We start from the raw sequence: 26,064 nt of genomic DNA, 5'->3' as shown, positions 1-26,064 counted from the left end.
TCAGCTTCGCGGAGCGTCCTTCGACGTCCCGTCTTCCGTCCGCTCCCGCTGAATCGCCTGATACACTTCCTCGCGGTGAATGCTCACGTCCTTGGGCGCTTCGATTCCCAGCCGGACCTTGTCCCCCTGGATCGAAACGACCATCAGGGTGATCGAGTCGCCGATGATGATCTTCTCATCCTGCTTGCGGCTGAGAACGAGCATGAATCCCTCACACCATTTAATTTGAATTTAGGAGCATTTCCGTCTGTCACTTTCGACAGGGCGACCGAGCCTTCACCATGCAAAGCCCGCCAAACTTTCGACCTGACTCCGACCCCGGGTCCAATCCGCCGGAAGTGGGAGTTCTGCACGGTGAACGTTCTGTTCCGAGTGTTCCGACTGTGACGGATTCGGGTGAATCCCCACCCGCCACAATCCCCTGCGCCGCCCCGTCCTCCCCTCAGTCTTCCCGACCGGAGCCTCCACGGGAGCAACAGCCGAGTCCGCCGATCGACACCCCCTCCTCAGACTCAGACGCAGCGGACCGCCCCTGGTTCGCACCAGGACTCTCCTTCACCTGCACGCAGTGCGGGAACTGCTGCACGGGAGGAACGGGCTACGTCTGGGTCACCGAGGACGACCTGAGGAAGATTGCCGCTCACCTCGATGTCCCCATTGGAGAAGTCCGGTTGCTCCACACGCGGAGAGCCCGCGGCCAGCTCAGCTTGCGGGAACATCCCAACGGCGACTGCATCTACTTCGACACCCGGACACGCGGGTGCCGAATCTACCCCGTCCGCCCGATCCAGTGCCGAACCTGGCCCTTCTGGGAACAGACGACCACCTCGCCCGAAGCCTGGAAACGGACCTGCGAGACCTGCCCGGGGGCCGGTTCGGGAACATTTGTTCCGTGGGAAGAAGTTGCCCGGCGCGTGGAAGCGTCGGGAATCTGAGAGAAGGGATCTTCGACGGGAAACGGAGCTCTCTGTCCCGCAACTGCTTTCGGTTGAATGGCTTACCGTCGATGATCCGGCCCTGGGTGGCAGACGCTCCGCTGTCCGGAGCTGGCAATCCTGGAAAACTTTGACGGTTTTGTCGAAAAGTCTTCAGAGGCTGAGCCTGCGGGTCCGATCAACAGGGAAGGAAGATTTCGTTCTCTCCGGCGTGGTCGGGTTTCCCGGCAACACCGGGGGAGGTCGCGGACGTTTCCGGTCAGGCTTCTTGACATTAACTCAAATGCCACAATACATTTGAGGAAACTCTCCTGCCGAGCTTGCTGGCAGAGAGCGTCAAGAAGTTCCGGGAGACGGACGTGACCAAGAAAGAAATCGTCAAGGATATCTCCGAAGAGTGTGGACTGACGCAACTCAAGACCAAAGAAGTTGTTCAGAAGACATTCGAGGCGATTATCGAAACCTTGGTCAGTGATCCGAAGCATCGTATCGAACTGCGGAACTTCGGAGTGTTCGAGGTGAAGAAGCGGGCGGCCCGCAAGGCCCGCAACCCTCGAACCGGTGATCGAGTCGAAGTGCCGGAAAAGTACGTGGTTACGTTCAAGCCCGGCAAGGAGATGGAAGAGCAGGTCCTGAAACTGGAGAAGTCCGGCGCGATCCTCAGCTACGAGGACGACGAGTCGGGAGACGAGACGACCAGCCCCGCGCCGGTCGAGATGACGCCTCCCGTGCCCGCACCGACGCCGGCCCCCCCTTCAGAGTTCTGACCCGCCCTGTTCCCTCTCCCGCGACTCTTCCCTCTGACCAGGGTCGGGACGTCGGCCCCTTGCCGACGTCGACGCAACGACTGAAGTCCCATCCGATTGAGGATGGATCGACATACCGGTGGCCGTCGGAGACAGCCATCGTGGTTCAGGGAGGAAGATCATGCGGTATGTTGTGCGCCTGGCCCTGTTGACGGTTGTCGCTGCTCAAGCGGGCTGCGTGGTTCCGATCTGGAGCCCGTCCCCCGAGAAGCGGGCCCGGCAGCTCATCTTCCAGTCGGAAAACTACCGGCACATTCCGGAGATCTGGGAACGCATCTGGTTCCTCGATATGCCGGACTCGGCCACCCCGTATCGTACGCACGGCGGCGTGATCTAACGCTTTGCCGCGGCGATCGCAGGGCATGACGGCGACGGATCTTCCGTAGCCGCACCGGTCCACCAATTTCGGGAGCGGCCCCGTTCCTCCCATTGGGGTCGCGCTCCGCTCGACAATTGAAAAACCCGGCTTCCGCCTGGAACGCCGGGTTTCTTTTCGTTTCGGCCGCGGGTTAGCATCGGGACGGACGCGGACCAGCCGTTCGCCGTCGGTCGTGCGGGGTCGATTCGAGTTCCCTGGCGAGACTCCTATGATCGTCGGCGCGGTGCTCTCCCTGTTCCTGGTCGGACTGACGCGCCGTTGGCGGATGCGGAACGGGGGACGGACGTTGCGCCCGTCGAGGCGTCCTCGACTCGCCGCCGTCCGTCCGGTGCGGCTCCCTCGATCGATCCCGACCACCTGACGCCGCCGAAGCGATTTGTCCGAGCCGGGCGCTCACCACGACTTCGACATGACTTCTTCGCCCGACGACTCCGCGACCTCCAGCTCCGTGTCTCTGAGGTCCGTGGCGCTCGTCGGTGGGGCCTCCTTCGGCCAGATGCTGCTGCTCCTGGCCCTCCAGCGGGTCCAGGCCCGGGCGTACGGCGCTTCGACGGAGATGGACGCCTACCTGTGCGCCTATGCGCTCCCGGTGACGATCGGCGGGATCCTGGGGGCGGCGGCCGGGACGGCCGTGGTCCCCTTCTCGCATCAGCAGGAAGCCGCCGCGGGCTCGGCCGCCGCCAAGCGGGCGGTCCGGCGGATCGGCCTCGGCCTGCTGGTCGTGTCGCTGCTCCTGGCCCTTCCGCTGTTCCTGGCCCCCTCACCGATCATCGCGGCGCTGTACCCCGACCTTCCGAGCGAGGGGAACGCCACCGCGGCGCGGCTGCTCCGTCCTCTCTGCTGGCTCATCCCGCTGACGGCGATGACCGCGTACCTGTACGGAGTCTTTCACGCCCGGAGCCGGTTCCTCCGCCCGGCGCTGGCGGGGCTGACCGGGCCGATCGTCACGCTCGTGATGCTGGAGGCGGTTCCCCAGCCGTCGATCGGGCTTCTGGCGAGCTCCCTGCTGGCGGGGGGGATTGTCGGACTGATTCTTCTGTTGCCGGGAGCCTGGACCGGCGACGCCGCTCCCGCCGGCGACGCCAAACCCTCGATCCGGGGGTTTCTTACGCTCGCCTTCCCGGTGCTGCTCTCCAACGCGTACGTGCAGCTCAATCCGCTCGTCGACCGGCTGCTCGCCCAGAGTCTTTCGACCGGCAGCATCTCGCACTTGGCGTACTCCGCTCGCGTCATTAACTCCGTCGCGACGCTCGCGACGTCGGGGCTCTCGGTCGTGATCTTTCCGGCTCTGGCGCGGCATGCTGCCGTGCAGGACTACCGGCAGATGCGGGGAGATCTCTCGGAGGCGTGGCGGCTGATTACGGTCATCATGGTCCCGGTCGTGGCCGGCATTCTGTTGTGCGGCCGGTCGATCATTGCCGCGTTTCTGCAGGTGGGGCTGTTCACCGCGGCCGACACGGCGGCGGTCAATGGACTTGTTGCGGCTTCGCTGGGGTATCTGGTGGCGGCGGCGGTCTCCGAAGTCGCGGTCCGGGGGCTGACGGCGCTCAATCGGGCGTGGTTCGTCTCTGTCGTGGCGATGATCGTCTTTACGCTGACGTCGCTGACGAAGTGGCTTGTCGTGGGGCGATATCAGGCGGTCGGGCTCGCGGCGACGATGTCGGTGGCCGGGGTTCTGGCGGCGGCGGTTTATGTCGGGATGGTCTCGCGGCTGACACAGGCCCGTCCCGCGGCGGCGATTGTGATGACGCTTCTGCGTTCGCTGCTGGCGACCGCCTTTTCCGTCGGACTGGCGCGGTGGTGGATGACGGATGATGGGGTGGGGACGGTGGCGGCGGGCGTGGGTCTGGCGATTGTGGCTCATCCGCTGTTGCTGCTGGCATTCCGGGATGAGTTCGCCGTCCGTGCGTGGGGCGCGCGGCCCTGGCGATAGCCCCACCGGGTCCAGGGGCACCCTGGTGGGGGATGCAAGGGGGCAACGCCTCCCTGCCCGCCGGAGGCCTGGCCGTCGAGAGATGTCTGAAGGAGCGCGTGTCCAAACGCGGACAACGTGCCGGATGCCCCCTCACCAACCCGCCGAGACTTCAGAGCGAGCGGTGAGTCCTCAACGCCGGTATCACAAAAGGGACGTCCCCCTTGACCCCAGGCTGCCGTGGCACGTTGGGTTTGAGCTATCGAGTCGTGCCGGCAAGGACACCGTTCAGGCCGGCGCACTCGCGGCCGCGGCCACCGGCTCCGACACGGGCTGCGGAACATTGTGCAGCCCCGCCGAATCCGGCAACCACCGCAGCATCACCGGCAACATGATCAGGTTCCCGACTAAGCCACCCAGCATCGCCAGGCTCACCAGCACCCCGAAGTAAACCAGCGGGATGAAGTTCGACAGGGCCAGCACCGAAAAACCGATCACAAGGGCCACGTTCGTCAGAACGAGGGCCCGTCCCACATGCGAACTCGTCTCCCGGATCGCATCGTCCCGGCTGAGCCCCTTCTTCCGCTCGGCGACATACCCCGCGAAGTAGTGCACGCTCGAATCGATCGTGAACCCGATCGCGACGCTGGCAATCATCGCCGTCCCGATGTTGATCGGGATGTTCATCCACCCCATCCCGCCGATGACGCACAGGATCGGAAGGATGTTGGGAGCCAGCGACACGACGCCGAAGCCGAGGCTCCGAAACGCCAGCCACACGCTGAGCGTCATCCCCGCCACCGAGACAAGGCCGCTCGAGATCTGGTCCGCCATCAGGCTCGAGATCAGGTTGGCGAGCAGCACGTAGAGCCCGGTGGCGTGAGCGTCCGGAAAATACTTCTTGGCGGTCTCTTCGACGCGGCGGATCAGCTCCAGCTTCACCTCGGCCGGCTGCCGTTCAAAGGCCCGCAGCACGATCCGCATCCGCCCCTTGTCGCTGTTGTAGAGCGAGGGGATGTACTCCGGCTGCATCATCCGCATCACGTCCAGCTTCTCCTCGATCGTGCTGGCGGCGACCGGAGGGACGAAGTCGAGCCCTTCGGTGATCGGAACGACTTTCGTCAGGCCGATCCCCTGCGGCGTCTTGAGCGTCTGAAGGTCGGTCGACAGATCGCGGACCTTCTGGAGGAACTCCTCGGTGATCGGCTCCTTCGCCGTCGGAGCGGGGAAGTTCACCTCCCAGTTCCCGACACCGCCGAGACGCGACTCGAAGAACTCGAGCGCCTGCACGATCGGGCTCCCCGCCCGGAAGTTCCGGCTGAAGTCGGTCTCGACCGTCAGCCGGAAACAGCCCCAGATGCCGACGATCGAAACGAGAATCGTGGCGACCGACAGGGACTTCGGATGGGCGCCGACCCAGTCGGAGAGCCGCCGCAGTCCGCTCACCAGCCGCTCCTCGCCGGGGGCGTGCCGGGGGTCGGTGGAGAATTTTCCGAGCAGGATCCCCCCCGGAATGATCATGAGGCACGCCGGGATGACCAGCATCGTCCCGACCGTCATCATGACGCCGAAGCTCCGGACCGGGACGATCCCGCTCGTCATGACCGACAGGAACCCGATCGCCGTCGTGACGATCGTCCAGAAGACCGGAATCAGCAGCTCGCGGAACGTCTGCTTGAGCGCCTCCATGGAGTCGAGGTGAGCCCGCCGCTCCCGGTAGATGACCGTGATGTGCATCACGGTCGAGATCCCGATGATCGTCGTCAGCGAGGTCAGCATCGAGCTGACCATGCTCAGCTTCATCCCGGTCAGGACCAGGAACGCCTTCGTCCAGACGAGGTTGATGTGGACGATCAGCAGGGGAATGACCACCCACCGCAGGTTCCGGAACATCGCCAGGATGATGACGATCAGGAGAGCGGATGTGGCGACACCCAGGATCAGGCCGTCCTGCTCGACGTACCGGAACATGTCGTTCACCTGGACCGGCTCGCCCGCCACCATCGCCGGCGGGTTGTGCTTCGCCGCCAGGACCCGCAGCTGACGGAACACTTCCGCCCGGGAAATATCGGGGGACTCGGGGAGAAGTCGCAGGATGATCGCGGCCGTCTTGCTGTCCTCACTGAGGAGGACCTTGCGGGACATCTCAACCAGCCGCTGGAGCTTCGCCGGGAAGACGAGGGCCCGCCGCGCGATCGGAGGGAGATTGATCGGGCTCAGGGCGTCGTCGAAAGGCCGCAGCGTCCGGTGCAGGCTCTGCGTACTCTCCGGGCGGACGCCGGGGACCTGGTTCAGCTCCCGGGCAAAGTCCCGGCTCTCGTCGAGGACTTCCTCGTTGAGGGCAATCCGGGTCTTCCCCTCTTTGCCGGACGGCTTCTCGATCAGCGGCGGGTCGGTCGGATAGGCAACGAGGACGAATTCATCCGCCCCGAAGCTCGCCTTGCTGTCGACGTAGGCCTGCAGAAGCGGATCGTCCGGAGCGAAGAACGATTCGATCGATTCGTCGAGCTCGAGCTTCGAAGCGGGCCAGATGCACAGCAGCGACAGCACGACCGCCGCCAGGAACAGTCCCCCCCGGTTGCGGATCAGGAACTCCGTCAGGCGGTCGATTCGTGAGTGGGAAGGGTCTCCAGTGGTCAACGAATCCCCGCCGTTCCGTGCAGCACAAATGGACATAAGGCGATCGGGGACACGCCGCTCCCACCTGGGAACACCCGACAGGGTAATGTAGCACGCCCCCCGGACGGGACGAATCGCGGCCGGGCCATCCGGGCGCAAACCGTGAGCGGCCGGCGGAATGCATCATGCCTGCGGCCTGCGACGGCCGTTGGAAACTTCCTCATCCGCGGTCCGGAGGGAGCGCTGGCGGCCATTCTCCGGAATGAGAGCGACAGCAGGAGCGGCGACATTGGATAGCGCAGCAGTGTTTTCAAGCCGACTCCCGAGTCGCGAGACGTTTCCATCGGAATGTGCTGAAATGAGGATCGAGTCCGCCCCGCGCCTCCGGGAAACGTCGTTCATGCCTGTGACTCTGTGGCCTTCGCTCCGTGACAATCTCGTGATCCGCGTTCTCGGAGCGGTTGGACGCCCGGTCCGGATCGTCCCATTCGTGCTCCTGACGCTGGGCCTCGTCACGGACCGGGTCCCGGCCGCGGACCCGGTCCCGCCGGTCGGGTTTCCGGAACTGCGGCAGCGTTTCGCGGGGCCGGTCCAGAAGACGCTGGCGAAGTTCTGCCTCGACTGCCATGGCGAGACCACTCCGGACGGCGACCTGAATCTCGTCCGGTTCAGCGACCTTAGCGCCGTCCGGCGCGATCCGGCGGCTTGGATCAAGGTCGCGGAGATGCTCGACCTCGGCGAAATGCCGCCGAAGAAGGCCGACCAGCCGACCGCCGAGCAGAAGAAGGAGCTGCGGGACTGGATCCGGGACTACCTCCGGGCGGAAGCCTACGCGGGCGCGGGAGACCCCGGCCCGGTCGTCATGCGGCGGCTGAGCAACGCGGAATACACCTTCACGATCCACGACCTGACCGGCGTCCCCCTCAGCCCCGCCTCCGAGTTCCCGGCCGACAGCGCCGCGGGGGAAGGGTTCACGAACGCCGGCGCCGCGACGGTCATGTCGCCAGCCCTCCTGACGAAGTACCTCGACGCCGCCAAGGGGATCGCCGAGCACGCGGTCCTGCTCCCCGACGGTTTCCGCTTCTCCGCCGGCGACACGAAGAGCGACCACACGAACGAGCTGGTCCAGCGGATCAAGGAGTTCTACTCGCGGTACACGGACAGCGAGGGGGCGACGCGGGTCAATCTCCAGGGGATCATCTTCGATACGAACGGCGGGGGACGGATTCCGATCGACCGCTACCTGCGGGCGACGGTGGTCCATCGCGACGCACTGCGGTCCGGGGCTGTCTCGGTCTCCGAAATCGCGTCGCGGGAGAAGCTCAACGAGAAATACCTCTCGGGGCTCTGGAACCTTCTCAGCGCTCGTGAGCGTTCCCCTCTGATCGACCCGCTGCGAAAGCGGTGGAACGCGGCGGGGGAGAAGGATGTTCCCTCCCTCGTCGAGTTCGTCCATCGCTGGCAGGGAGCGCTCACCCGGTTCCAGACCGTCGGCCACATGCGGCCGTGGGTCGTCGCGGTCAACCCGCTCACGACGCGTCAGGAGATCCGCCTCAAACTCGCACCCCCGGAAGGCGCGGCCGAGGTTCCGTTCCGGATCCAGATCCGTCCCACGGCTGGCTCCGACGCGAATGCCGGCACCGTCACGCTCGCCCAGCCCCGACTGTCGATCCCCGGCCGCGGGGATCTTGCGCTCGCCGACGTCCCCGCCTACCTGGCGCGGGTCGAGGCCCAACGCGAGATGCTGTTCGAGTCCGCCGCCGAGGCGCTGACCGCCGCGGCGGAAGCGGCCCGGTCGACAGGGCCGGTGGATGTTGCGGCCCTGGCGGCCACCAACCGCATCGATCCGGAGGTCTTGGCGACCTGGTTCCGCTACCTCGGCATCGGGGGCGAAGCGGCCCTCAAGCTCGACCACCTGACGAACCGGATCGAGCGGGCGCAGCAGTATGACTTTGTCCGCGGTTGGGGGAGCGACGCCACGCCCCTCGTGCTGGCGAACTCCAGTGATCAGGACGTCCGGATTCCGGGCCGGATGGCAGGCCACGCTGTCACGGTTCACCCGTCCCCGACGCTGAACGTCTCCGTCGGATGGCGGGCCCCGGTCGCCGGCGAGTTCCGAATCGAGTCCCGGGCGACGCATGCCCATCCCGAGTGCGGCAACGGCGTGACCTGGAGCCTGGAACTGCGGCGAGGGGCGCTGCGGCAGCGGCTCGCCGCGGGGATCGCTCACGGCAACGCCCCGCAGGCCGGGGGGCCGATCGAGCGGTTCGCGATCCAGGCGGGGGACCTCGTTTCCCTCGTGATCGGCCCGCGGGACGGCAACCATTCGTGCGACCTCACCGATGTCGAACTGGCGATCCGAGGGATCGGCCAAGACTCCCGGCAGTGGGTACTCACTCGCGATGTCACGCCGGATGTCCTCGCCGGAAACCCGCATGCCGATGGCGCGGGACACGGCGGCGTGTGGCACTTCTACACGGAGCCGGTCGCGGCGACGGCCCAGGCGCCGGTGATTCCTCCCGGGTCGCTCCTGGGCCGCTGGCAGGGGGAGACCGATCCAGCCAAGCGGGCCGAGCTGGCGCAGGCAGTCGAGACGCTGCTGAAGAGCACGCAGCCGGCCGGCCTCGCCCCCGCCGATGAGCAACTCTACCGCCAACTCTCGTCGGTCGGGGGACCGCTACTGTCGACCGTCGGATTCTCCGACCTCGCACGCAAGGAAGCGACAACCGACCGGACCTGTCCGGCGGACAAGCCGCACCACGAGACGGTGACATTCCCCGCCGACCTCGTTCGAAACGCCGAGTTCGTCACGACCGCGACAGTCACGGCGGCGGGGACCTCGGGGGCGAGTGTGCAGATCGACGCCGCCGCGGTCGCCGACGCGCGGCCGGACGAACTCTGGCCGGACGTTCCGATCCTCGTCACCGAAGGGGGGCTGCAGACGCAGTACGTTCAGGGATTCGACGCCTTCCGACGCTGGTTCCCGGTCGTCGCCTGCTACACCAAGATCGTTCCCGTTGACGAAGTCATCACGCTGACGCTGTTCCATCGCGAGGATGCCCCGCTCGTCGACCTGATGCTCGGCGACCAGGAGCGGGCTGAGCTCGACCGGCTCTGGGGGGAGCTCCGCTTCGTAAGCGGCGACGCGCTGACGAGCGTGGACGCGTTCCTGCAGCTTCTGGAGTACGCCTCGCAGGACGGCGATCCGAAGATGTTCGAGCCGCTGCGAAAGCCCATCAACGATCGGGCCGACGCCTACCGGGCCGCGCGGCTGGCCGCCGAGCCGCGGCAGCTCGAAGCCCTGGGGCGATTCGCCAGCCAGGCCTTCCGCCGACTGGACAACGGCCGAGACCGCGACGCTGTGGCGGCGCTCTACCGGGCGCTGCGCGACGAAGGTCTCCCGCACGACGAGGCATTCCGGCTGACTCTCGCCCGGCTGCTGGTCTCTCCCGCCTTCCTGTACCGGCTCGAGTCGTCCCCGGAAGGGAACCAGCCGGCTCCGGTCAACGGGACCGAGCTGGCCAGCCGGCTGAGCTACTTCCTATGGGCGTCAGCGCCCGATGACGAACTGCTGAGGGCGAGCCCACAAGGGCTGGCGTCCGACGACGAGATCCTCCGGCAGACGCGGCGGATGATCGGCGATCCGCGGGCGCGGCGGCTGGCGTCGGAATTCGCCTGCCAGTGGCTGCACATCTACGACTTCGCCACGCTCGACGAGAAGAGCGAGACCCACTTCCCGACGTTCGCCGGGCTCCGGGACGACCTTCAGGAGGAGGCGATCGTCTTCTTCGCCGACTGGATCCGGCGGGACGGTTCCATTCTCGAACTCCTCACCGCCGACCACCTCTTCGTCAACGCCCCGCTCGCGGAGCACTACGCGATTCCGGGCGTCGCCGGCGAGGAATGGCGGCGGGTGGACGAAGCCGCGCGGTTCGGCCGCGGGGGAATCCTGGGCCTCGGTGCAACGCTCGCCAAGCAGTCGGGGGCCTCGCGAACGAGTCCGATCCTGCGGGGGAACTGGGTCTCGGAAGTGCTCCTCGGCGAAAAACTGCCGAAGCCTCCCAAGGACGTCCCGCAGCTTCCCGAGGAGGAGGGCTCGGACCAGCTCACGATGCGGCAGATCACCGAGCGGCATACGAGCGACGTCCGCTGCTCCGGCTGTCACGTCCGGATCGATCCGCTCGGCTTCTCGCTGGAGGCGTTCGACGCCATCGGTCGCCGCCGCGAGAAGGACGCCGCCGGGCGGGTCATCGATACCGGAGCGAAGCTCGTCGACGGGACGGAGTTTGCCGGACTCGACGGACTGCGGAACTACCTCGTCAACACCCGCCGCGAGGCGTTCGTCCGGCAGTTCTGCCGCAAGCTGCTCGGTTACGCCCTCGGCCGCGGCGTCCAGCTTTCGGACGAACCGCTCCTCGACGCGATGCACGCGGACCTCCAGGCGAACGGCTACCGCGTCTCGCGGGCGATCGAATTGATCGTGGGGAGCCGGCAGTTCCGCGAGATCCGCGGGCGGGCCTATCAGGGGATCGCGACGACGGACGAATGATCCCGTCTCAGGCTGGGGCGAGCGCGCCGATCACCTGCGGCTCGTCGAGCATCGCCGAGAGGATCTCCTCCAGCCGCTCCAGCGACGTCATCCCCTCCAACGTGAGGTGGAATGGCGTCGTGTTGGGGACCGACGACGTGAGATCGATCACCCACCGGCCCGCGCGGTCAGGCCCGTGGTCCGCCGGTGCCAGAGCGATCTGCCGGCGAAGGGACTCAGGCCATTGTTCGAGGAGCGCCCGGCGTCCAAACGGGGACTCGGTTCGGACGGCGACCGGCAGGGGCCGCTGGCGAAGGGCGGCCTGGATCTCCCGGACCGGAAGATTCCACAGCGGATGCCGCGCGGTGGGGGCGATCTCGACGAGCGGGTCGAGGGCGAAGCGGCGGTATGCCAGTCCCGGGTGCGGAATCGTCAGCGTCGGAGCCTGAATGACGGTCGGTCCGGCGAGCAGCAGGTCGATGTCGAGCGTCCGCGGCCCCCAGTGAATCAGCCGTTCGCGGCCGCATTCCCGCTCGATCTGCTGCGTGATCGCCAGGAGGGCGGGGGGCGACCAGTCCGAGGAGAGGGCCACGACCGCATTCTGATAGCCGGTTCCGGCCTCCGTTCCCATCGGAGCGGTGTGGTAGAGCGAACTCGCGGCGACGACGGTCCCGGCGGACTCATCCAAGAGCGTCAGGGCCCGCCGCATCGTGGCGGCGACGTCGCCGAGGTTCCCGCCGAAGCCGAGGTGGTAGAGGGTCTGCATAGCCGTTGTTGGTTAAACACCAAGGCACCAAGGGGAGCACCAAGAGCACAACGATTGAGGCCTGTTGGTGTCGACGGAGTGCTGCCAGGTTCATGATCGAGCAGCGCCGGGGAGACGAATCCCTTGGTGGCCTTCGTGAAATCTTGGTGTCTTGGTGTTTAGCTCTTGGTCCGGACCAGAGCCGCCTCGCTTGGACATCGACGACAGCCTAGTCATCCGAGCCCAGATAGGAGCGGTCGAGGCCGAGGAGGATCTTGAGGCTCGTGGCGGCGATCCCGAGGGCGATGCCGATCATGATCGCCCGGTTCCCGGCGGTGTTCGGCACCTTCATGATGAACGCGGTCAGGGAGTCGAGCTTGAGGAAGCTCAGTTCCTCCGGCAGGAGGCCCGAGAGACTCGCGCCGATCGGCGTGCTCCGGAGCAGCACGATGAAGGCGGTGATGAGCAGGACGGAGGCTTCGAGGTTCTTGGCCCGGAACGCCCGGAAGGCGGCGGAGGCGACGTAGAACGCCAGGAGCGCGAACGTCGTCGTCATGAGGGGCTGGAGGACGTAGAGGTAGATCCACCAGAACGGGGTCCCCTGCTCGGTGTAGTCGCCGGACCAGGGGGACTTGGGCTGGTGGGCCAGGACGAAGAGGCGGCCGATGGTTTGTCGCCACTCGAACTGCCGGCGAAACCCGGCCAGGAGCCGCTCCGCCTGCTCGGCGGTGACGGGACCGAGTTTGCGGACGGCGAAGTAAAGATCCCGCTCGAACTGGGCAACCGTCGGAGCCGCGGCCAGGAACCGGCGGATGGCGGCGGCCTGCGGCGGGGAGAGCGGGCCCGCGGCCGTGACTTCGGAGACGAACTGGTCCGGCGTGCTGGCCGGGTCGTAGGCCAGGCGGTCGAGAACGGCGACCTGGGCCGCGTTCAGCGTCTGCGGGGAGCCGGTCGGGGGGACGGTCCGCTGAATGTCGGTCGCGCCCGCCTGTTTCTCGGCGAGGCATTCGCAAGCGGTCTTCTCGGAGGGGGCGGGGACCCCCGCGATGTCGACGGCCGTCTGAAGCTGGACCGGCGTCCAGACGGCCTCGAGCTGCCGCTCAAAGGCGGTGATCTGTGGAGGGCTCCAGGGCGCGGCCCCCGTGAGTTCGGCCAGGTACGCGGTCCGCTGGTCCTTCGACTTCGGCCGGAGCCGCGGCCAGTTCGACCATTCGTCCGCCATCGCGTTCCGCAGACCGGTGGAGACCGGACCGAGGACGCGGAGCTGGCCGTCGGCGAGCGTGACCGCCTCGCGCTGCGGCTCGGGAATCGCCCAGCCTGGCGGCGCCGATGCCTGGGGGACCGGGACGGATGTCGCCTTGCGGGCGGCGGCGGCGAGCTCATCGACCGCCTGCTTCGCCGGGGCGGAGTCGCCGAGGAGCGAGCGGAGAGCCGACTCCTGAGTCGGGGAGATGGTGCCGCGGACGCTGAGGGCTCGGTCGTCGGCGTAGTAGGCGATCTTCCCGGCCAGTTCAGGAGGGGGGACCGCCTTCCCGAGGAGTGTCTCGACGGCGCACTGCCATTCGAGTTCCGGCCGCAGCCCTGTGAGGTCGTTGGCCTGGATCGGCGTTGGCCAACCCTGGAAGCGGAGTTCGTCGGCGGTGACGGAGAACTGTCGGCGGAGGGACAGCGGCGGTTTCGGGATGCTTATCGCGGAGGGGGGGCGCGGGACGGTGAAGACCGGGAGCGTTTCGACGGGGAGTGTCGCGAAGGTCTCGCCGTAGTGCTCGGTGTTGTCCGCGGGTTTCGAGCCGACCTTCCACAGGCCGCAGATCAGCGTCACCAGGAACGAGGCAATGATGAGGCCGGAGTAGCCCCAGCCCGCCTTCCCTTCGCTGACCTTCTGGAGGTGGACCTTGAGGAGGTTTCCGCCGCCGAGGATGAAGGCGATCGCCGCGAGGATGTCGAACCAGACGGCGAGCTCCACTCCCCACGATTCGGTGGCGGGGAGGAAGTAGGCCACGATGAGGGCGATGCCGCCGACGGCCGCGATCAGGAGGGGGACGAGCCGCTTCATGAACTCCGCTTTGTTCCGAAGGATGCGACGGTGGGAGATGATGGCAGAAGCGGGCTGGAATCTCACGTCTGAGTACGGCGTGAAGTCCGTGGGCTTCGTGTGCTGGATGGTGGTTAGAGAATCTGCAAGAACCGAAGTGTCCTGTCTCGCCGGCCCGGACGATGTTCTTGCCGGGACGACGATGCCCGCTTTAACCCAACGTGCTACGGCAGCCGGGGGGCAAGGGGGTCTGTGTCGTTTTCTTGGCCCCCTTGCCGCCGGAGGCACTTCCATGAGGAACCGGGGTAAGCAACGGACGACCGCTTTGTGGAACCGGCGTTGAGGACTCACCGCTCGCTCTGCAATCCCCGCGGGTTGGTGAGGCGGCATATGACACGGTGTTCGCGCTTGGACACACGCCCCTTCCGAAGGTGTCCGACGAGACGGCCTCCGGCGGGCAAAGGGCCAGCAAAACAACACAGGCCCCTCTGAAGTCCCCACCAGGGTGCCCCTGGACCCGGATGGGGGCGCCGGCCAGGACGTGATTGACGAAACGGCACACGGAACCTCAGATACAATCCGTCGCCAGCCCCTCGCCTTTCCCCCCCGCTTCCACGAATGCCCGAACGGCCCGATCAGTCTGGTCTCGCGCCGCGGCCGATCGCCTTCTGCATCACGGAACTCGATCCGGGTGGAGCGGAACGGGCCATGGCACGGCTCGTCCGAAGCCTCAACCGGGAACGCTGGTCACCGCACGTCTTCTGCCTCGGCCCCGACACACCGCTCGCCGGCGAGATCCGGTCGGCAAGCGTCCCGGTCACATGCCTCGACGTCCGCCGCCGATTCGATGTCGGCGTCGTCTGGCGGCTTAAACGCCAGCTCCGCGACCTCCGCCCCGCCCTGATCCAGTCGTTCCTGTTTCACGCGAACATCGTCAGCCGCCTGGCCGCCCCCCTCGCGGGCGTCCCGATCGTCGTCTCCGGGATCCGGGTCGCCGACCGCGAACATCCCTGGCACATCGCCCTCGAACGGGCCACGCGAGGGCTGGTGACGCATCACGTCTGCGTCAGCGAAGGGGTGGCCCGCTTTGCCCGGGACCGAATGCGAATCGCTCCCGAGCGGACAACGGTCATCCCCAACGCGATCGACGTCGAGGCGTACCAGCACGTGCCCGCCGTCGACTTCTCCACTCTGGGGCTCCCGCCCGGCGCGCGGGTCCTGGTCAACGTCGGCCGCCTCTCGCCGCAGAAAGGCCAGGACGTCCTCCTGGCGGCCCTCGGGAAACTGGTTCCGTCGTTCCCCGATCTCCACCTCGTGATCGCTGGGGAGGGACCGCTGGAGTCAGGCTTACGGCAGCAGGCGCGGCAGCTTCAGATCGAAGACCGGGTCCACCTCATCGGCCGCAGCCGCGATGTTCCCTCGCTCCTGCGAGACGCGTCGGCGTTCGTCCTGACTTCCCGCTGGGAGGGGATGCCGAACGTCGTCCTCGAAGCGATGGCCGCCGGCTGTCCCGTGGTCTCGACAGAGGCCGAGGGGATCCCGGAACTGCTCGGGAATAACGAGTTCGGGCTGCGGGTGCCGATCGACTCCGTGCCGGATCTCGTCTCGGCGATCGGTCGCGTCCTGACCGATCGAGACTCGGCCGCCGATCGGACGCGGAGCGCCGTCGAGCACCTCCGCCAGCAGTTCTCCGTAGCGGCGATTACAGCGCAGTATGAGCGGCTCTACTCAAGCCTGATCGAGCGCAACAGCCAGCGTGGTCAATGAGGGCGGTGCTCACACACCGCCCCGCAGGACACATCCGGCAGACAGCCAGCCGAACCTCAGAGCCCCTGGACGACGATCGCCGAGGCCTGGCCGCAGTTCGTGTAGCTGATCTTGAGGAACGTCTTGTTGTCGATCGGGAGCGGCTTCCCGGTGATGACGTTCAGGCCGCACTCGGGATCGGGCGCGGTCGTCCCGATTGTCGGCCACACGACGCCGCGGGCCGTTCCCAGGAGACCCGCCACGAGCTCGATGCTGCCGCAGGCCGCACCGCTGTTGCCGACCGCCCCCTTGAACCCGGTAACCGGAATCCGGCCGCCGGTCGCGCCCAAGGCGTCCTTGATTCCAGCCGCTTCCGCGAGGTCACCGGCGCGGGTTCCCGTGCCGTGGGCGCTGATGTGGCCGATCTGGTCGGGCTGGAGTCCCGTCGAGTGGAGGGCGTTGCGGATCGCATTGCCGACCGCCTTGCGGACATCCCCCACGCCATCCTTGTCGGCGACGCACGAAGCTCCACCGCCGAGGACGCGGGCGAGGATCTTGGCGCCGCGTTCGCGGGCCTTGGCCTCCCCTTCCACGATGACGCTGGCCGCCCCTTCGCCGATCACCTGGCCGGACCGCTTGCTGTCGAACGGCTTGCAGGGATGCCGCGGGTCGTCTTCGCCCCGGGCGAGTTCTTCCCACAGGCGGGCCTGGATTGTCTTGGTCGGGGTCAGGCGATTGCCGGTCGTCCCGACAACCATCGCGTCCGCCGCCCCGCGGCGGATGACGCTGAGGGCTTCGAGCATCGTGACGTTGCCGGACGCTTCATCGAGCGTGAGGGAGTTGCTCGGCCCGCGGGCATCGGCATTGATCGCGATGTGGCAGGCCGGCATGTTCGGGAGATACTTGAGCAGCCACAGCGGCTCGAGCTTGTCCTTCCCCTGGCCCCCCCACTTGGAGAAGACGAAGTCCCCCTTCTCGTCGACGCAGACCCGCATCGGATCGGAGAAGGCGTCGGGAGCGAAGCACATCAGGTTCGCGCCGAACTCGACGCCGAGCCGCTCATGGGGAAAATTGTCGGTGTCGATCCCGGCGTCCTTGAGGGCCAGCGTGGCGACGGCGCTGCCGAGCTGGATCTCCCGGCACATCACCTTGATCCACTTCCGCTGGTCCTTGAGGTAGACCTTCTTAGCGCTCTCGTCGTTGAAATCGATGACTTCCGCCGCCAGCTGATTCGGCAGCGCGGAACCCTGATAGCTCTTGAGCGGCGCAACTCCGGAACGGCCTTCCAGGAGGCTCGCGGTCACGGCCTCCGCGCCGATCCCGATGGGGCTGATAATGCCGAGCCCCGTAATGACGACTCGTCCGTCTCTCTCTGTCATTTGTCCGCGATTCAAAGGGGACACGCACTCGCCTGCCCGGGCGAGGAGCACGCCGGTTCACTGAAATGCGTCATTTCTGACACGCCTGACCGTCGGAAAGGGTAACAGATGCCTTTACCTAGGAAAACATCCTCCCCCGGCGAATGGCCCCAAAACCGAGGTTCGCTAAGGAGAGAGCGGCCGTAACAGACGGAATTACAAGAGCTTGTGGCGGGCCGTCTCAAGAGCGGCACAGAAGCGATCCACGTCCTCGCGGTTGCTGTACAGCCCGAAACTTGCCCGGACTGACGCGGGAATTCCCAGGAGATCGTGCAGCGGCATCGTGCAATGGTGCCCGTGCCGGACGAAGACCCCCTGCAGGTCGAGGAGCTGCGCCAGGTCCTCCGGATGGACCCCGTCCATTTCAAAGCTCAGGATCGCCCCCCGGTCGGAGATCGGCGGTCCGAAGATCTTCAGCCCCGGAATCGTCTGCATCCGCTCCGCTGCGTAGGCGACCAGCGCCTGTTCATGGGCATGGGCCGCGTCGATCCCGATCGCCTGGACGTAGTCGACCGCGGTTCCGAGAGCAATCGCCTGGGCGATCGGCAGCGTCCCGGCCTCGAATTTGGCCGGAGCAACGCTCCAGGTCGCGTGATCGCGGTAAACCCGCTCGATCATGTGCCCGCCGCCGAGGAACGGATCCATGGCGTCGAGCAGTTCCGCCCGCCCGTAGAACACCCCCACGCCGCTCGGCCCGTAAAGCTTGTGGCCCGAGAAGGCGAGGAAGTCGATCCCGTCCCGGACCACGTTCGTCTCGACGTGCGGAACACTCTGCGCGGCGTCGACAAGGATCTTCGCGCCGACGGCGTGGGCCCGTTCCGCCAGGAGCCCGACGGGATTGAGCGTCCCCAGGACGTTCGACATCCCGGTGACCGCCAGGAGCTTGGTCTTCTTCGTCAGGACGGCGTCGAGCTGGGACAGGTCGAGCCGGCCATCGGCCGTCAGGGGGATGAACCGCAGGACCGCGCCGATTTCCTTGGCCAGCATCTGCCAGGGGACGAGGTTGGCGTGGTGCTCCATCTCGTTCAGGAGGATCTCGTCTCCCGCCGAGAGCATCTTCTTTCCGTAGGCGTGCGCGGCGAGGTTGATCGACATCGTCGTGCCGCTGGTGAAGATCACCTCGTCGGACGAGGCGGCTCCGATCAGCCGGGCCACCTTGTCGCGGGATTCCTCCAGCCCTTCGTCGACGAGCGCCCCGAACCGGTACACGCCGCGATAGGCGTTGGCGTAGTACTTCTCGTAAACCTCCCGCTCCTTGTCGATCACCACCTGCGGCTTCTGGGCCGAGGCGCCGGTGTCGAGATAGGTGACCGGCAGCCCCTCGGGATGCTTGCGGCTGGGGAGCCTCTGCTGCAGCGCGGGAAAGTCGGCCCGGATCGCTTCGACGTCATACGCCCGGCGAGCCGGCGGAGAGGATTCGGCGGTGGTCGCTTCGATCGTCATGGCATGCTCCTCGCCGCCGCGTTCAAGCGTGGGCAGCGATCTCCCGCACCCGCTTCACCATCCCGAACAGGCCGTTCCGCCGCTGCGGGCTGAGGTGCCGGTCCAGTTCGAGACGCTTGAAGATCCCCGTGATATCGGTCGCCAGGATCTCCGCCGGCGTGTGGTGGTTATAGATGATGGACAGGACGGCAATGAGACCGCTGACGATCATGGCGTCGCTGTTGGCAACAAACTCGACTTCCGGCTCTCCATCGGCACGGCGGTGGATCTCGGCGACGAGCCAGACGTTGCTCTGACAGCCGTGGACCCGGTTCTCCTCCGTGCGGTTCACCGGGTCGAGTTTCGGAAGCTCTTTGCCCAGGTCGATCAGGAAGTCGCATCGCGCCTCCCAGTCCCCCAGGTCGTCAAACTCCTGGATCAGCTCATCGAGGGTCATCGCGGACAAAGTGGACACTACGTTTCCTGAAGGGATTTGCGCGGGACAGAGCTTCGATTCTAAGGAGGGGGCCCTGAATGAAAAGGACCGCTTGACGTTTCTAGGGGGCGGCTTGAGGATGGCCCTCGACCGCCGATCCGTTCCAACTCCTGAGAACAACGCCACTTGGTCCCGACGTCCCCCACTTCATCGGCCGCGCCTCGCATCCCCGTGATCGGTCTTGTCGGAGGGATCGCCGCTGGGAAGAGCGCCGTCGCGCGGGCCCTGGCCCGGCATTGGCGGATCCTGACGCTGGACGCCGATCAATCCGGGCATCGGGCTCTTCATGACGCAGAAATCCGCAGGCGGCTCGTCGAGCGGTTCGGAGAGCGGATCCTCGGGGCCGATGGAGAGGTGAATCGAAAAACACTTGCGCGGGAGGTCTTCGGGCCAACCCCTGAACATCAGCGGAATCGCAGCGACCTCGAACGGATCGTCCATCCGTGGATCCGGGCCGATCTGGAGGCCCAGCTTCGCGAGGCCCGCGCCGCCCCGCAGGTCGACGTGATCCTTCTGGACGCGCCGGTCCTTCTGGAGAGCGGCTGGGACGAGATCTGCGACACGGTGGCGTTCATCGATACGCCGCTCGAAGAGCGGGCGGCGCGGGCGGCAACGCGGGGCTGGTCGCTTGAAGAACTGCAGATGCGGGAGAAGAGCCAGCTGCCACTTGACGAGAAGCGGCGGCGCTCCTCGTTCGTGGTCGACAACGCCGGATCCGTCGAAGCGGCAGCAGGGCAATTCGCGGAAGAACTGCGACAGCGGTTCGCACTTCCTGCCGATACTCGGTAGACCCATCGGCAGTCCTCCGGCATCCAGCCGCGATGTCTGCCGTCAGCTCATGAGACGTCATGGACTCAGGAGATTCCCCGAGCGGTCTGGACCGTCAAAACCAATTGCGGAAATCCGGCCGTTTCTTGAGGAACAGAGGCTCATCCGGTCATTCGGCGCGGATGACGCAAGCCGGAGGGGGACCGGGACATCGCGACGATTTCGGTTTCGACATTTTGCCGAAATCCCTCTGTTATTTTTTCGGTCCGATGATTTAATGGGTTTCGTGAAAGTCAAACCGGCTGGATTGACTTTTGCCGGTCGATTTGACGCCGCCCCCATCCCCCGCCTGGGCTGCGACGAGTCTTCCGCCTGCCTGTGATCCTCATGACTGACGGATCGACAATCGCTCACCATCGACGGTGTCTGGATCATTTTCGCGGCGATGCTGTTGTCGTCATGCGACCGTCTGGAGAGCCTGGTATGGGTATGCTGAAAAAGACGAAGTCGAAGAAGAAAATGAGCACGGAAACTCCAGAGATCCCGACACCGAAGATGAAGAAGTTTGTCCGCCTTCTCCGCTCAGCGGAGTTGCCGCGGTACACCCACGTTCCGGGGTCGGGAACGCCGCATCCGTACCGCGATCCGCGCGGTCACAGCTACAACCAGCGGCCGATGATGCCGCGTCCGCTCCGCGAAGACCGCTGGGCCGAAAGCCGGTCCTATCTGATCGGTCTCGACTTCTTCAACCTGGGCTTCTATTGGGAAGCCCATGATGAGTGGGACCGCCTGTGGAAGGCGTCCGGTCCGGACACCGAAGTCGGCAAGTTCCTCAAGGGACTCGTCAAGCTGGCCGCCGCCGGGATCAAGGTTCGCGAAGAGAGCATCCACGGTGTCCGCCGCCATGCGGCCTCGGCCGGGGAAGTCTTTGCCGACGTGGCCGCCGAGTCGGACCGCGACCAGTTCTGCGGCCTGGACTTCACGCTTCTTCAGTTCGCCGCGGACCGCGCCGCGCAGCTCCGGTATCCCAACGACCTGGAGATCGGCCGTCCGCTCCGCGTCTTCCCGTTCCTACTGATTCCCGAGCCGCTGCCTCTGATGTAAGTGGTTCGAGACTGGCCTCTTTCAATGGGAAGGGGGCGAATGAGGAATGTTCAATGTCACCGACGGTCCGTAAGGGCCGTCGGTTTCTTTTTTGTCGGGTCACGAATGTGCCCTGCTGGCCTCAAGCGGCGCTCTTGCCGGCGCAGCGTCCGTAGCTCAAACCCAACGTGCCACGGCAGCCGGGGTCAAGGGGGCCTCGCCCCCTTGCCGCCGGAGGCACTTCTGTGAGGAACCATGGTAAACCACGGACGTCCGCTTTGTGGAACCGGCGTTGAGGACTCACCGCTCGCTTTGCAATCTCCGCGGGGTTAGTGAGGGGGCCTACGACACGGTGTCCGCGCTTGGACACAATCTCCTTCAGACATCTCTCGACGGTCAGCCTCCGGCGGGCAAAGGGGCGTTGCCCCTCTGCACTCCCCACCAGGGTACCCCTGGACCCGGTCTTTCGCTCGCCCTCACATAAGCGAGGCCTTATTCTGTAGGTCGGTCTCCCGAGGAGGCCGCGACCTGCGTGGAGTGCCCCTGTGCCGACGACCCGCGTCACCGTCTTCGTCCTCGCCGCGTTGTGGACCGGGATGGTTGCGGGGGATGACGCGACGCTGGCCACCCGCGCGGTCGAACTGTTCCGGGCTCGCTGCATCGAATGCCACGGCGCCACCGAGTCGAACGGCGGGTTGCGTCTCGATCGCAAGGCGGGTTTCGAACGGGGCGGAGACAGCGGTTCTCTTCTGAAGGCGTTGCCCGAAACGCCAAGCCTCCTGATCCGCCGGATCACCGCCTCCGCAGCAGACGAGCGAATGCCGCCCGAAGGAAAACCGCTTTCGGAGTCCGAAGTGGAACTCCTGCGGACGTGGCTGGCGGCCGGCGCTCCGTGGCCCGAAGGAACAGCGCCGGCAACCGACGAAGCGCCGCGCACATGGTGGGCCATTCAGCCACTCGTCGCTCCCGCCGTTCCGCCCCGAGCCTTCGAGAACGACCGCTCTCCGATCGACCGGTTCATCAGCGCGCGGCTCGCTGAGAACGGGCTCGGTCCATCTCTCCCGGCGGATCGCCGCACCCTCATTCGCCGCGTCACCGTCAATCTCACGGGACTGGTTCCTTCGTTTGCAGAGGTCGAGGCGTTCGTCGCCGATCCGTCGCCGCTGGCTTACGAGGAACTCGTCGATCGACTGCTGGCATCGCCCGCCTATGGGGAGCGATGGGCGCGGCACTGGCTCGATGTCGTCCACTTCGCGGAGACGCATGGGCATGACCAGGACCGGCCCCGCGATAACGCCTGGCCGTACCGGGATTACGTCATCGAAGCCCTTAATGCGGATGTTTCGTATCCGCAGTTTGCGGCGGAGCAGATCGCGGCCGATGTTCTCGCTCCGGACGATCCGGCGCGGGTCCGCGCTCTCGGCTTCCTTTCCGCCGGTCCGTGGGACGAAAGCTCGCTCCGCGACATCCGCGAGGACACGCTCGACCGGCAGATCGCCCGGTATCTCGACCGGGACGACATCGTGACGAACGTCATGTCGACGTTCACGAGCACGACAGTCCACTGTGCCCGCTGCCACCATCACAAGTTCGATCCAATCTCGCAGGAGGATTACTACGGTCTCCAGGCAGTCTTTGCCGGGACCGGCAAAGGGACGCGGACATTCGACACGACGGCCCAGGCAGCCCGTCGGCGGAGAGAACTCGATGAGCTCGAGCGTGAGCTGAAGGCAGGGACGTTCGCTCTCCCGGAGACACTTCGCGCGGCCCAGGCCACCTGGGAACAGGACCTCCTGACGTACCCGGAAACGTGGACAGTCGTGTCGTCGCTCGACGTCACATCAGCCGGAGGGGCGACGCTCAGCCGGCAGCCGGACGGAAGTATCCTGGCGACCGGGACATCGCCGGAAACCGAGACCTGCACCGTCACCGCGGTGGCATCTGTTGATGGCGTGACAGCGATCCGGCTGGAAGTTCTGCCGGACGATTCGCTGCACCAGCGCGGGCCGGGTCGCCAGGACAACGGCAACCTGCATCTCTCGGAAGTCCGGATCTCGATCCTTCCCGAAGGGGGCGGGGCCGAAGTCGCAGTCCCCATCAAGACCGCGAAGGCGGACTTCGACCAGGCGGGATGGGACATCACACGGGCGATCGACGGAAACCCTCAGACCGCCTGGGGGATCTATCCGGAAGTCGGAAAGCCCCACGCGGCAGTCTTCGAACTGGAGAACGTTCCCGAGATTCGCGGGACCTGGAAGATCGTCCTCGACCAGCAGCATGGGGGACGGCACACGCTCGGCCGGTTCCGTCTGTCCATGACCTCGGCCCGGACCCCATCGCTGACGATGGCGGTCCATGTCGCGAATCCGCAGACGCTGCGAAAGCCCCGCGCCGAGCGGTCGGCGGAGGAGCAGCGGGAACTCGACCGCGTCTTTCTGCATGAACATCTCGCGCGCGAACGGGCCCGGCTCCCCGAACTGGCGAAGGTCTACAGCGGATCCGGCGCGTTCCTCGCCGACGGCAGCCATCGCCCCTCCGAAGCGCCGCGTCCCGTCCATCTGCTGCAGCGGGGAGAGATCACTCGTCCGCTGAAGGAGATCGGACCAGGATCGCTCTCCTGCCTCGGAGAATTGCCCGCGCGGTTTGAACTCCCGGCTGGCGCGAACGAAGCCGAGAGGCGGGCGGCGCTCGCCCGGTGGATGACCAATCAGGACAACCCGCTGTTCTGGCGATCGATCGCGAACCGGGTCTGGCACTACCACTTCGGCAAGGGGCTCGTCGAGACACCGAATGACTTCGGAAAGATGGGGGGCGTCCTGAGCCATCCAGAGCTGCTCGACTGGCTGGCGCTCCGTCTGCGCGACAGCGGCGGTTCGCTCAAATCCCTCCATCGCGAGATCGTCCTCAGCCGGACCTACCGGCAGGCGGTGACGCACGATCCGCGGGCGACGGCGATGGATGCCGACAACCGGCTCCTGTGGCGGATGAACCGCACGCGCCTCGACGCCGAGGTGATCCGCGACTCGCTCCTGCGGCTCACGAGCCGCCTCAACGACCGGATGGGGGGACCGTCCGACCGGCAGTTTGTCATGTCTCCAGGGATCCACGTCACTCCGAAGGTCGATTACGTGGCGTTCCTGCCGGACGATCCGACGAACACCCGCCGCTCGATCTATCGCTTTCTGTTCCGGACGCTCCCCGATCCGCTGATGGAGTCGATGGACTGCCCCGCCGGCGACCAGCTCGCCCCCGTCCGGACGGAGTCGATCACGGCCCTGCAGGCCTTCACGCTGCTCAACAATCCTTTCGTGACGCGGCACAGCTCGCTGCTGGCCGACCGACTCGCGGTTGTCGCTACAACCGGTCTGCCGACCACCGTCGAGATCCAGACGGCCCAGGCCTTCCGTGAGATCCTCCTTCGCGAGCCGACCGCGCCCGAGCAGACGGACTTTGCCTCCTACACGGCGCGACACGGTCTGGCGAACCTCTGCCGGTTGCTGCTGAACAGCAACGAGTTCCTGTACGTCGAGTGACCGGCGGTGCCATCGCCCCGTCCTCTCCCTCCTGAGGTTGTCCCCCATGTATCCAGGTGAGGAACTCCAATCACGACGGTCGTTTCTCCAGCGGTCGGCCGGGGGACTGGGGATCGTTCCGTTGGCGATGCTCCTCGGCCAGGAGACGTTTGGTCCGGTGGCTTCGGCAGCCGATGGTCACACCGGACCGGGGATGCATCATCCCCCCAAAGTAAAGCGGGTCATCCAGCTATTCATGAACGGAGGTGCCAGTCCAATGGACACCTTCGACTACAAGCCGGAGCTCGAGAAGCGACACGATCAGCCGTTCGATCCCGGCGAAGGGATCCGGGTCGAGGCGGCCACGAGCGCGCCCGGCAAGCTCATGAAGTCGCCGTTCCCGTTCCGCCAGTACGGGGAGTGCGGCCGGTGGGTCAGCAGCGTCTTTCCCCACGTCGCGCAGCATGTCGACGAGTTGGCGTTCCTGATGGCGATGGAGTCGAAGACGAACGTCCATGGTCCGGGGAGCTACCTCATGAATACGGGGTTCCTCCTGCCGGGGTTTCCGAGCCTCGGGGCGTGGGTCTCGTACGGGCTCGGTTCCCTGTCAGAGAACCTGCCGACGTTCGTGGTCCTGCCCGACCCCGGGGGGCTCCCGTACAATCAGAAGGGAAACTTCTCGTCAGGGTTCCTCCCCGTGGCCCACACGGCGACGACGATCAACACCGCCAGCGAAGTCCCGATCAACGACCTCAAAGCCCCCTCGTCCGCCGGGTACATCACGTCCGACAGCGAACGGGAGACGCAGACGCTCCTGCGGTCTCTAAATGAACATCATCGGGCCGAGCATCCCGGCGACACGCGTCTCGATGCCCGGATCGCGAGTTACGAGCTCGCCGCGCGGATGCAGCTTTCAGCGCCCGAGGCGTTCAATCTCTCCGGCGAATCGGAGGCGACGCACCGCCTCTACGGGACACAGGATCCGGTGACGGCAGACTTCGGCAAGCGGTGCCTGCTCTCGCGGCGGCTGATTGAGCGAGGCGTCCGGTTCGTCCAGGTCTGGAGCGGCGCGGGGGGACCGTCGAACAACTGGGACAACCACACCGACATCATCACTGAGCTGCCGAAGATGGCGAATGCGACGGACCGTCCCGTCGCCGCGCTCCTGGCGGACCTTCGGCAGCGGGGACTTCTCGAAGACACGCTCGTCCTGTGGAACACGGAATTCGGGCGGATGCCGTTCACGCAGGGGGCAACCGGCCGGGACCACAACGGCGGAACGTTTGTCGGATGGATGGCGGGGGGCGGCGTGCGAGGCGGAGCGGCTTACGGAGAGAGCGACCCGTGGGCTTGGAAGACTGCGGCGAACAAAGCGACCACGTACGACTTTCACGCCACGGTGCTGCATCTCCTGGGGATCGACCACGAGCGTCTGACGTACCGACACAACGGCGCGAACCGCCGCCTCACCGACGTCCACGGCCACGTCATCCATGACGTCCTGGGCTAAGTCCCGGAGGTTAAACACCAAGACACCAAGGAGGCACCAGGAACACCAAGGAAGAGAACTCGCGGCTGAAAGCCTTTGTGCTCTTGGTGAAATCTTGGTGCCTTGGTGTTTAACAACACCCGCCCAAGTTTCTCTGAGCTGCCGCCCGCA

General features: G+C 66.1%; 17 protein-coding genes. 10 read left to right on the top strand and 7 right to left on the bottom strand.

Going from position 1 to position 26,064, the window contains the following annotated elements:
• Entirely contained in the window at window positions 1-204 is a 204-nt protein-coding gene (gene csrA, locus VT03_RS04635; protein WP_075091907.1) for a carbon storage regulator CsrA, read from the bottom strand.
• 77 nt (window positions 205-281) lie between these two features.
• Here csrA and VT03_RS04630 point away from each other — a divergent pair, with 77 nt between their 5' ends.
• The 4 genes from VT03_RS04630 to murJ all read left to right on the top strand — a co-directional run bounded on the left by VT03_RS04630 (window position 282) and on the right by murJ (window position 4,053).
• A complete protein-coding gene (locus tag VT03_RS04630) occupies window positions 282-935 on the top strand; it encodes a YkgJ family cysteine cluster protein (RefSeq protein ID WP_082845934.1) in 654 nt (217 codons plus the stop codon).
• 359 nt (window positions 936-1,294) lie between these two features.
• On the top strand, window positions 1,295-1,702 hold the full coding sequence (locus VT03_RS04625; RefSeq protein ID WP_075096927.1) for an HU family DNA-binding protein: 408 nt from the start codon (window positions 1,295-1,297) through the stop codon (window positions 1,700-1,702).
• Window positions 1,703-1,862: 160 nt separating this feature from the next.
• On the top strand, window positions 1,863-2,078 hold the full coding sequence (locus VT03_RS04620) for a hypothetical protein (protein ID WP_075091906.1): 216 nt from the start codon (window positions 1,863-1,865) through the stop codon (window positions 2,076-2,078).
• A gap of 451 nt (window positions 2,079-2,529) precedes the next feature.
• Window positions 2,530-4,053: a murein biosynthesis integral membrane protein MurJ gene (murJ, locus tag VT03_RS04615; protein WP_156514290.1), complete on the top strand. Its 1,524-nt coding sequence runs from the start codon at window positions 2,530-2,532 to the stop codon at window positions 4,051-4,053.
• A 267-nt stretch (window positions 4,054-4,320) separates the two neighbouring features.
• Here the strand turns inward: murJ and VT03_RS04610 are convergent, their stop codons facing one another.
• Entirely contained in the window at window positions 4,321-6,672 is a 2,352-nt protein-coding gene (locus tag VT03_RS04610; protein WP_075091904.1) for an efflux RND transporter permease subunit, read from the bottom strand.
• A gap of 379 nt (window positions 6,673-7,051) precedes the next feature.
• Here VT03_RS04610 and VT03_RS04605 point away from each other — a divergent pair, with 379 nt between their 5' ends.
• The gene (locus tag VT03_RS04605; protein WP_197489193.1) at window positions 7,052-11,200 is read left to right on the top strand and encodes a DUF1592 domain-containing protein; all 4,149 of its coding nucleotides are present in this window, start codon (window positions 7,052-7,054) and stop codon (window positions 11,198-11,200) included.
• A gap of 7 nt (window positions 11,201-11,207) precedes the next feature.
• On the opposite strand, the gene folK is transcribed toward VT03_RS04605, so the two are convergent.
• Together folK and VT03_RS04595 are read right to left on the bottom strand one after the other, a co-directional pair.
• Window positions 11,208-11,945 carry a 2-amino-4-hydroxy-6-hydroxymethyldihydropteridine diphosphokinase gene (gene folK, locus VT03_RS04600; protein WP_075091902.1) on the bottom strand — a complete coding sequence of 246 codons (738 nt, stop codon included), beginning with the start codon at window positions 11,943-11,945 and terminating at the stop codon, window positions 11,208-11,210.
• A 208-nt stretch (window positions 11,946-12,153) separates the two neighbouring features.
• Window positions 12,154-13,980, bottom strand: a complete 1,827-nt coding sequence (locus tag VT03_RS04595; RefSeq protein WP_075091901.1) for a hypothetical protein — start codon at window positions 13,978-13,980, stop codon at window positions 12,154-12,156.
• Window positions 13,981-14,577: 597 nt separating this feature from the next.
• Here VT03_RS04595 and VT03_RS04590 point away from each other — a divergent pair.
• Window positions 14,578-15,726 carry a glycosyltransferase gene (locus tag VT03_RS04590; protein ID WP_075091900.1) on the top strand — a complete coding sequence of 383 codons (1,149 nt, stop codon included), beginning with the start codon at window positions 14,578-14,580 and terminating at the stop codon, window positions 15,724-15,726.
• 56 nt (window positions 15,727-15,782) lie between these two features.
• On the opposite strand, the gene VT03_RS04585 is transcribed toward VT03_RS04590, so the two are convergent.
• The 3 genes from VT03_RS04585 to VT03_RS04575 form a co-directional block, all read right to left on the bottom strand.
• Window positions 15,783-17,084, bottom strand: coding sequence for a beta-ketoacyl-[acyl-carrier-protein] synthase family protein (locus VT03_RS04585; RefSeq protein WP_075091899.1), 1,302 nt, complete (start codon window positions 17,082-17,084; stop codon window positions 15,783-15,785).
• 195 nt (window positions 17,085-17,279) lie between these two features.
• Window positions 17,280-18,566: an aminotransferase class V-fold PLP-dependent enzyme gene (locus VT03_RS04580; RefSeq protein ID WP_075091898.1), complete on the bottom strand. Its 1,287-nt coding sequence runs from the start codon at window positions 18,564-18,566 to the stop codon at window positions 17,280-17,282.
• Window positions 18,567-18,588: 22 nt separating this feature from the next.
• Window positions 18,589-19,020 carry a SufE family protein gene (locus VT03_RS04575; protein WP_231870598.1) on the bottom strand — a complete coding sequence of 144 codons (432 nt, stop codon included), beginning with the start codon at window positions 19,018-19,020 and terminating at the stop codon, window positions 18,589-18,591.
• Window positions 19,021-19,212: 192 nt separating this feature from the next.
• Here VT03_RS04575 and coaE point away from each other — a divergent pair, with 192 nt between their 5' ends.
• From coaE to VT03_RS04555, 4 genes are all read left to right on the top strand, one after another.
• The gene (gene coaE, locus VT03_RS04570) at window positions 19,213-19,830 is read left to right on the top strand and encodes a dephospho-CoA kinase (protein WP_075091896.1); all 618 of its coding nucleotides are present in this window, start codon (window positions 19,213-19,215) and stop codon (window positions 19,828-19,830) included.
• Window positions 19,831-20,292: 462 nt separating this feature from the next.
• Window positions 20,293-20,913: a DUF309 domain-containing protein gene (locus VT03_RS04565; RefSeq protein WP_231870597.1), complete on the top strand. Its 621-nt coding sequence runs from the start codon at window positions 20,293-20,295 to the stop codon at window positions 20,911-20,913.
• 524 nt (window positions 20,914-21,437) lie between these two features.
• Window positions 21,438-24,425 carry a PSD1 and planctomycete cytochrome C domain-containing protein gene (locus tag VT03_RS04560; RefSeq protein ID WP_075091895.1) on the top strand — a complete coding sequence of 996 codons (2,988 nt, stop codon included), beginning with the start codon at window positions 21,438-21,440 and terminating at the stop codon, window positions 24,423-24,425.
• Window positions 24,426-24,471: 46 nt separating this feature from the next.
• On the top strand, window positions 24,472-25,914 hold the full coding sequence (locus tag VT03_RS04555; RefSeq protein ID WP_075091894.1) for a DUF1501 domain-containing protein: 1,443 nt from the start codon (window positions 24,472-24,474) through the stop codon (window positions 25,912-25,914).
• Window positions 25,915-26,064: the final 150 nt, after the last annotated feature.

Origin of the sequence: Planctomyces sp. SH-PL14 (genome assembly GCF_001610835.1) — a bacterium.
GTDB lineage: Bacteria > Planctomycetota > Planctomycetia > Planctomycetales > Planctomycetaceae > Planctomyces_A.
The sequence above is the reverse complement of the archived record's forward strand: the minus strand, read 5'-3'. Positions and strand labels throughout refer to the sequence as shown.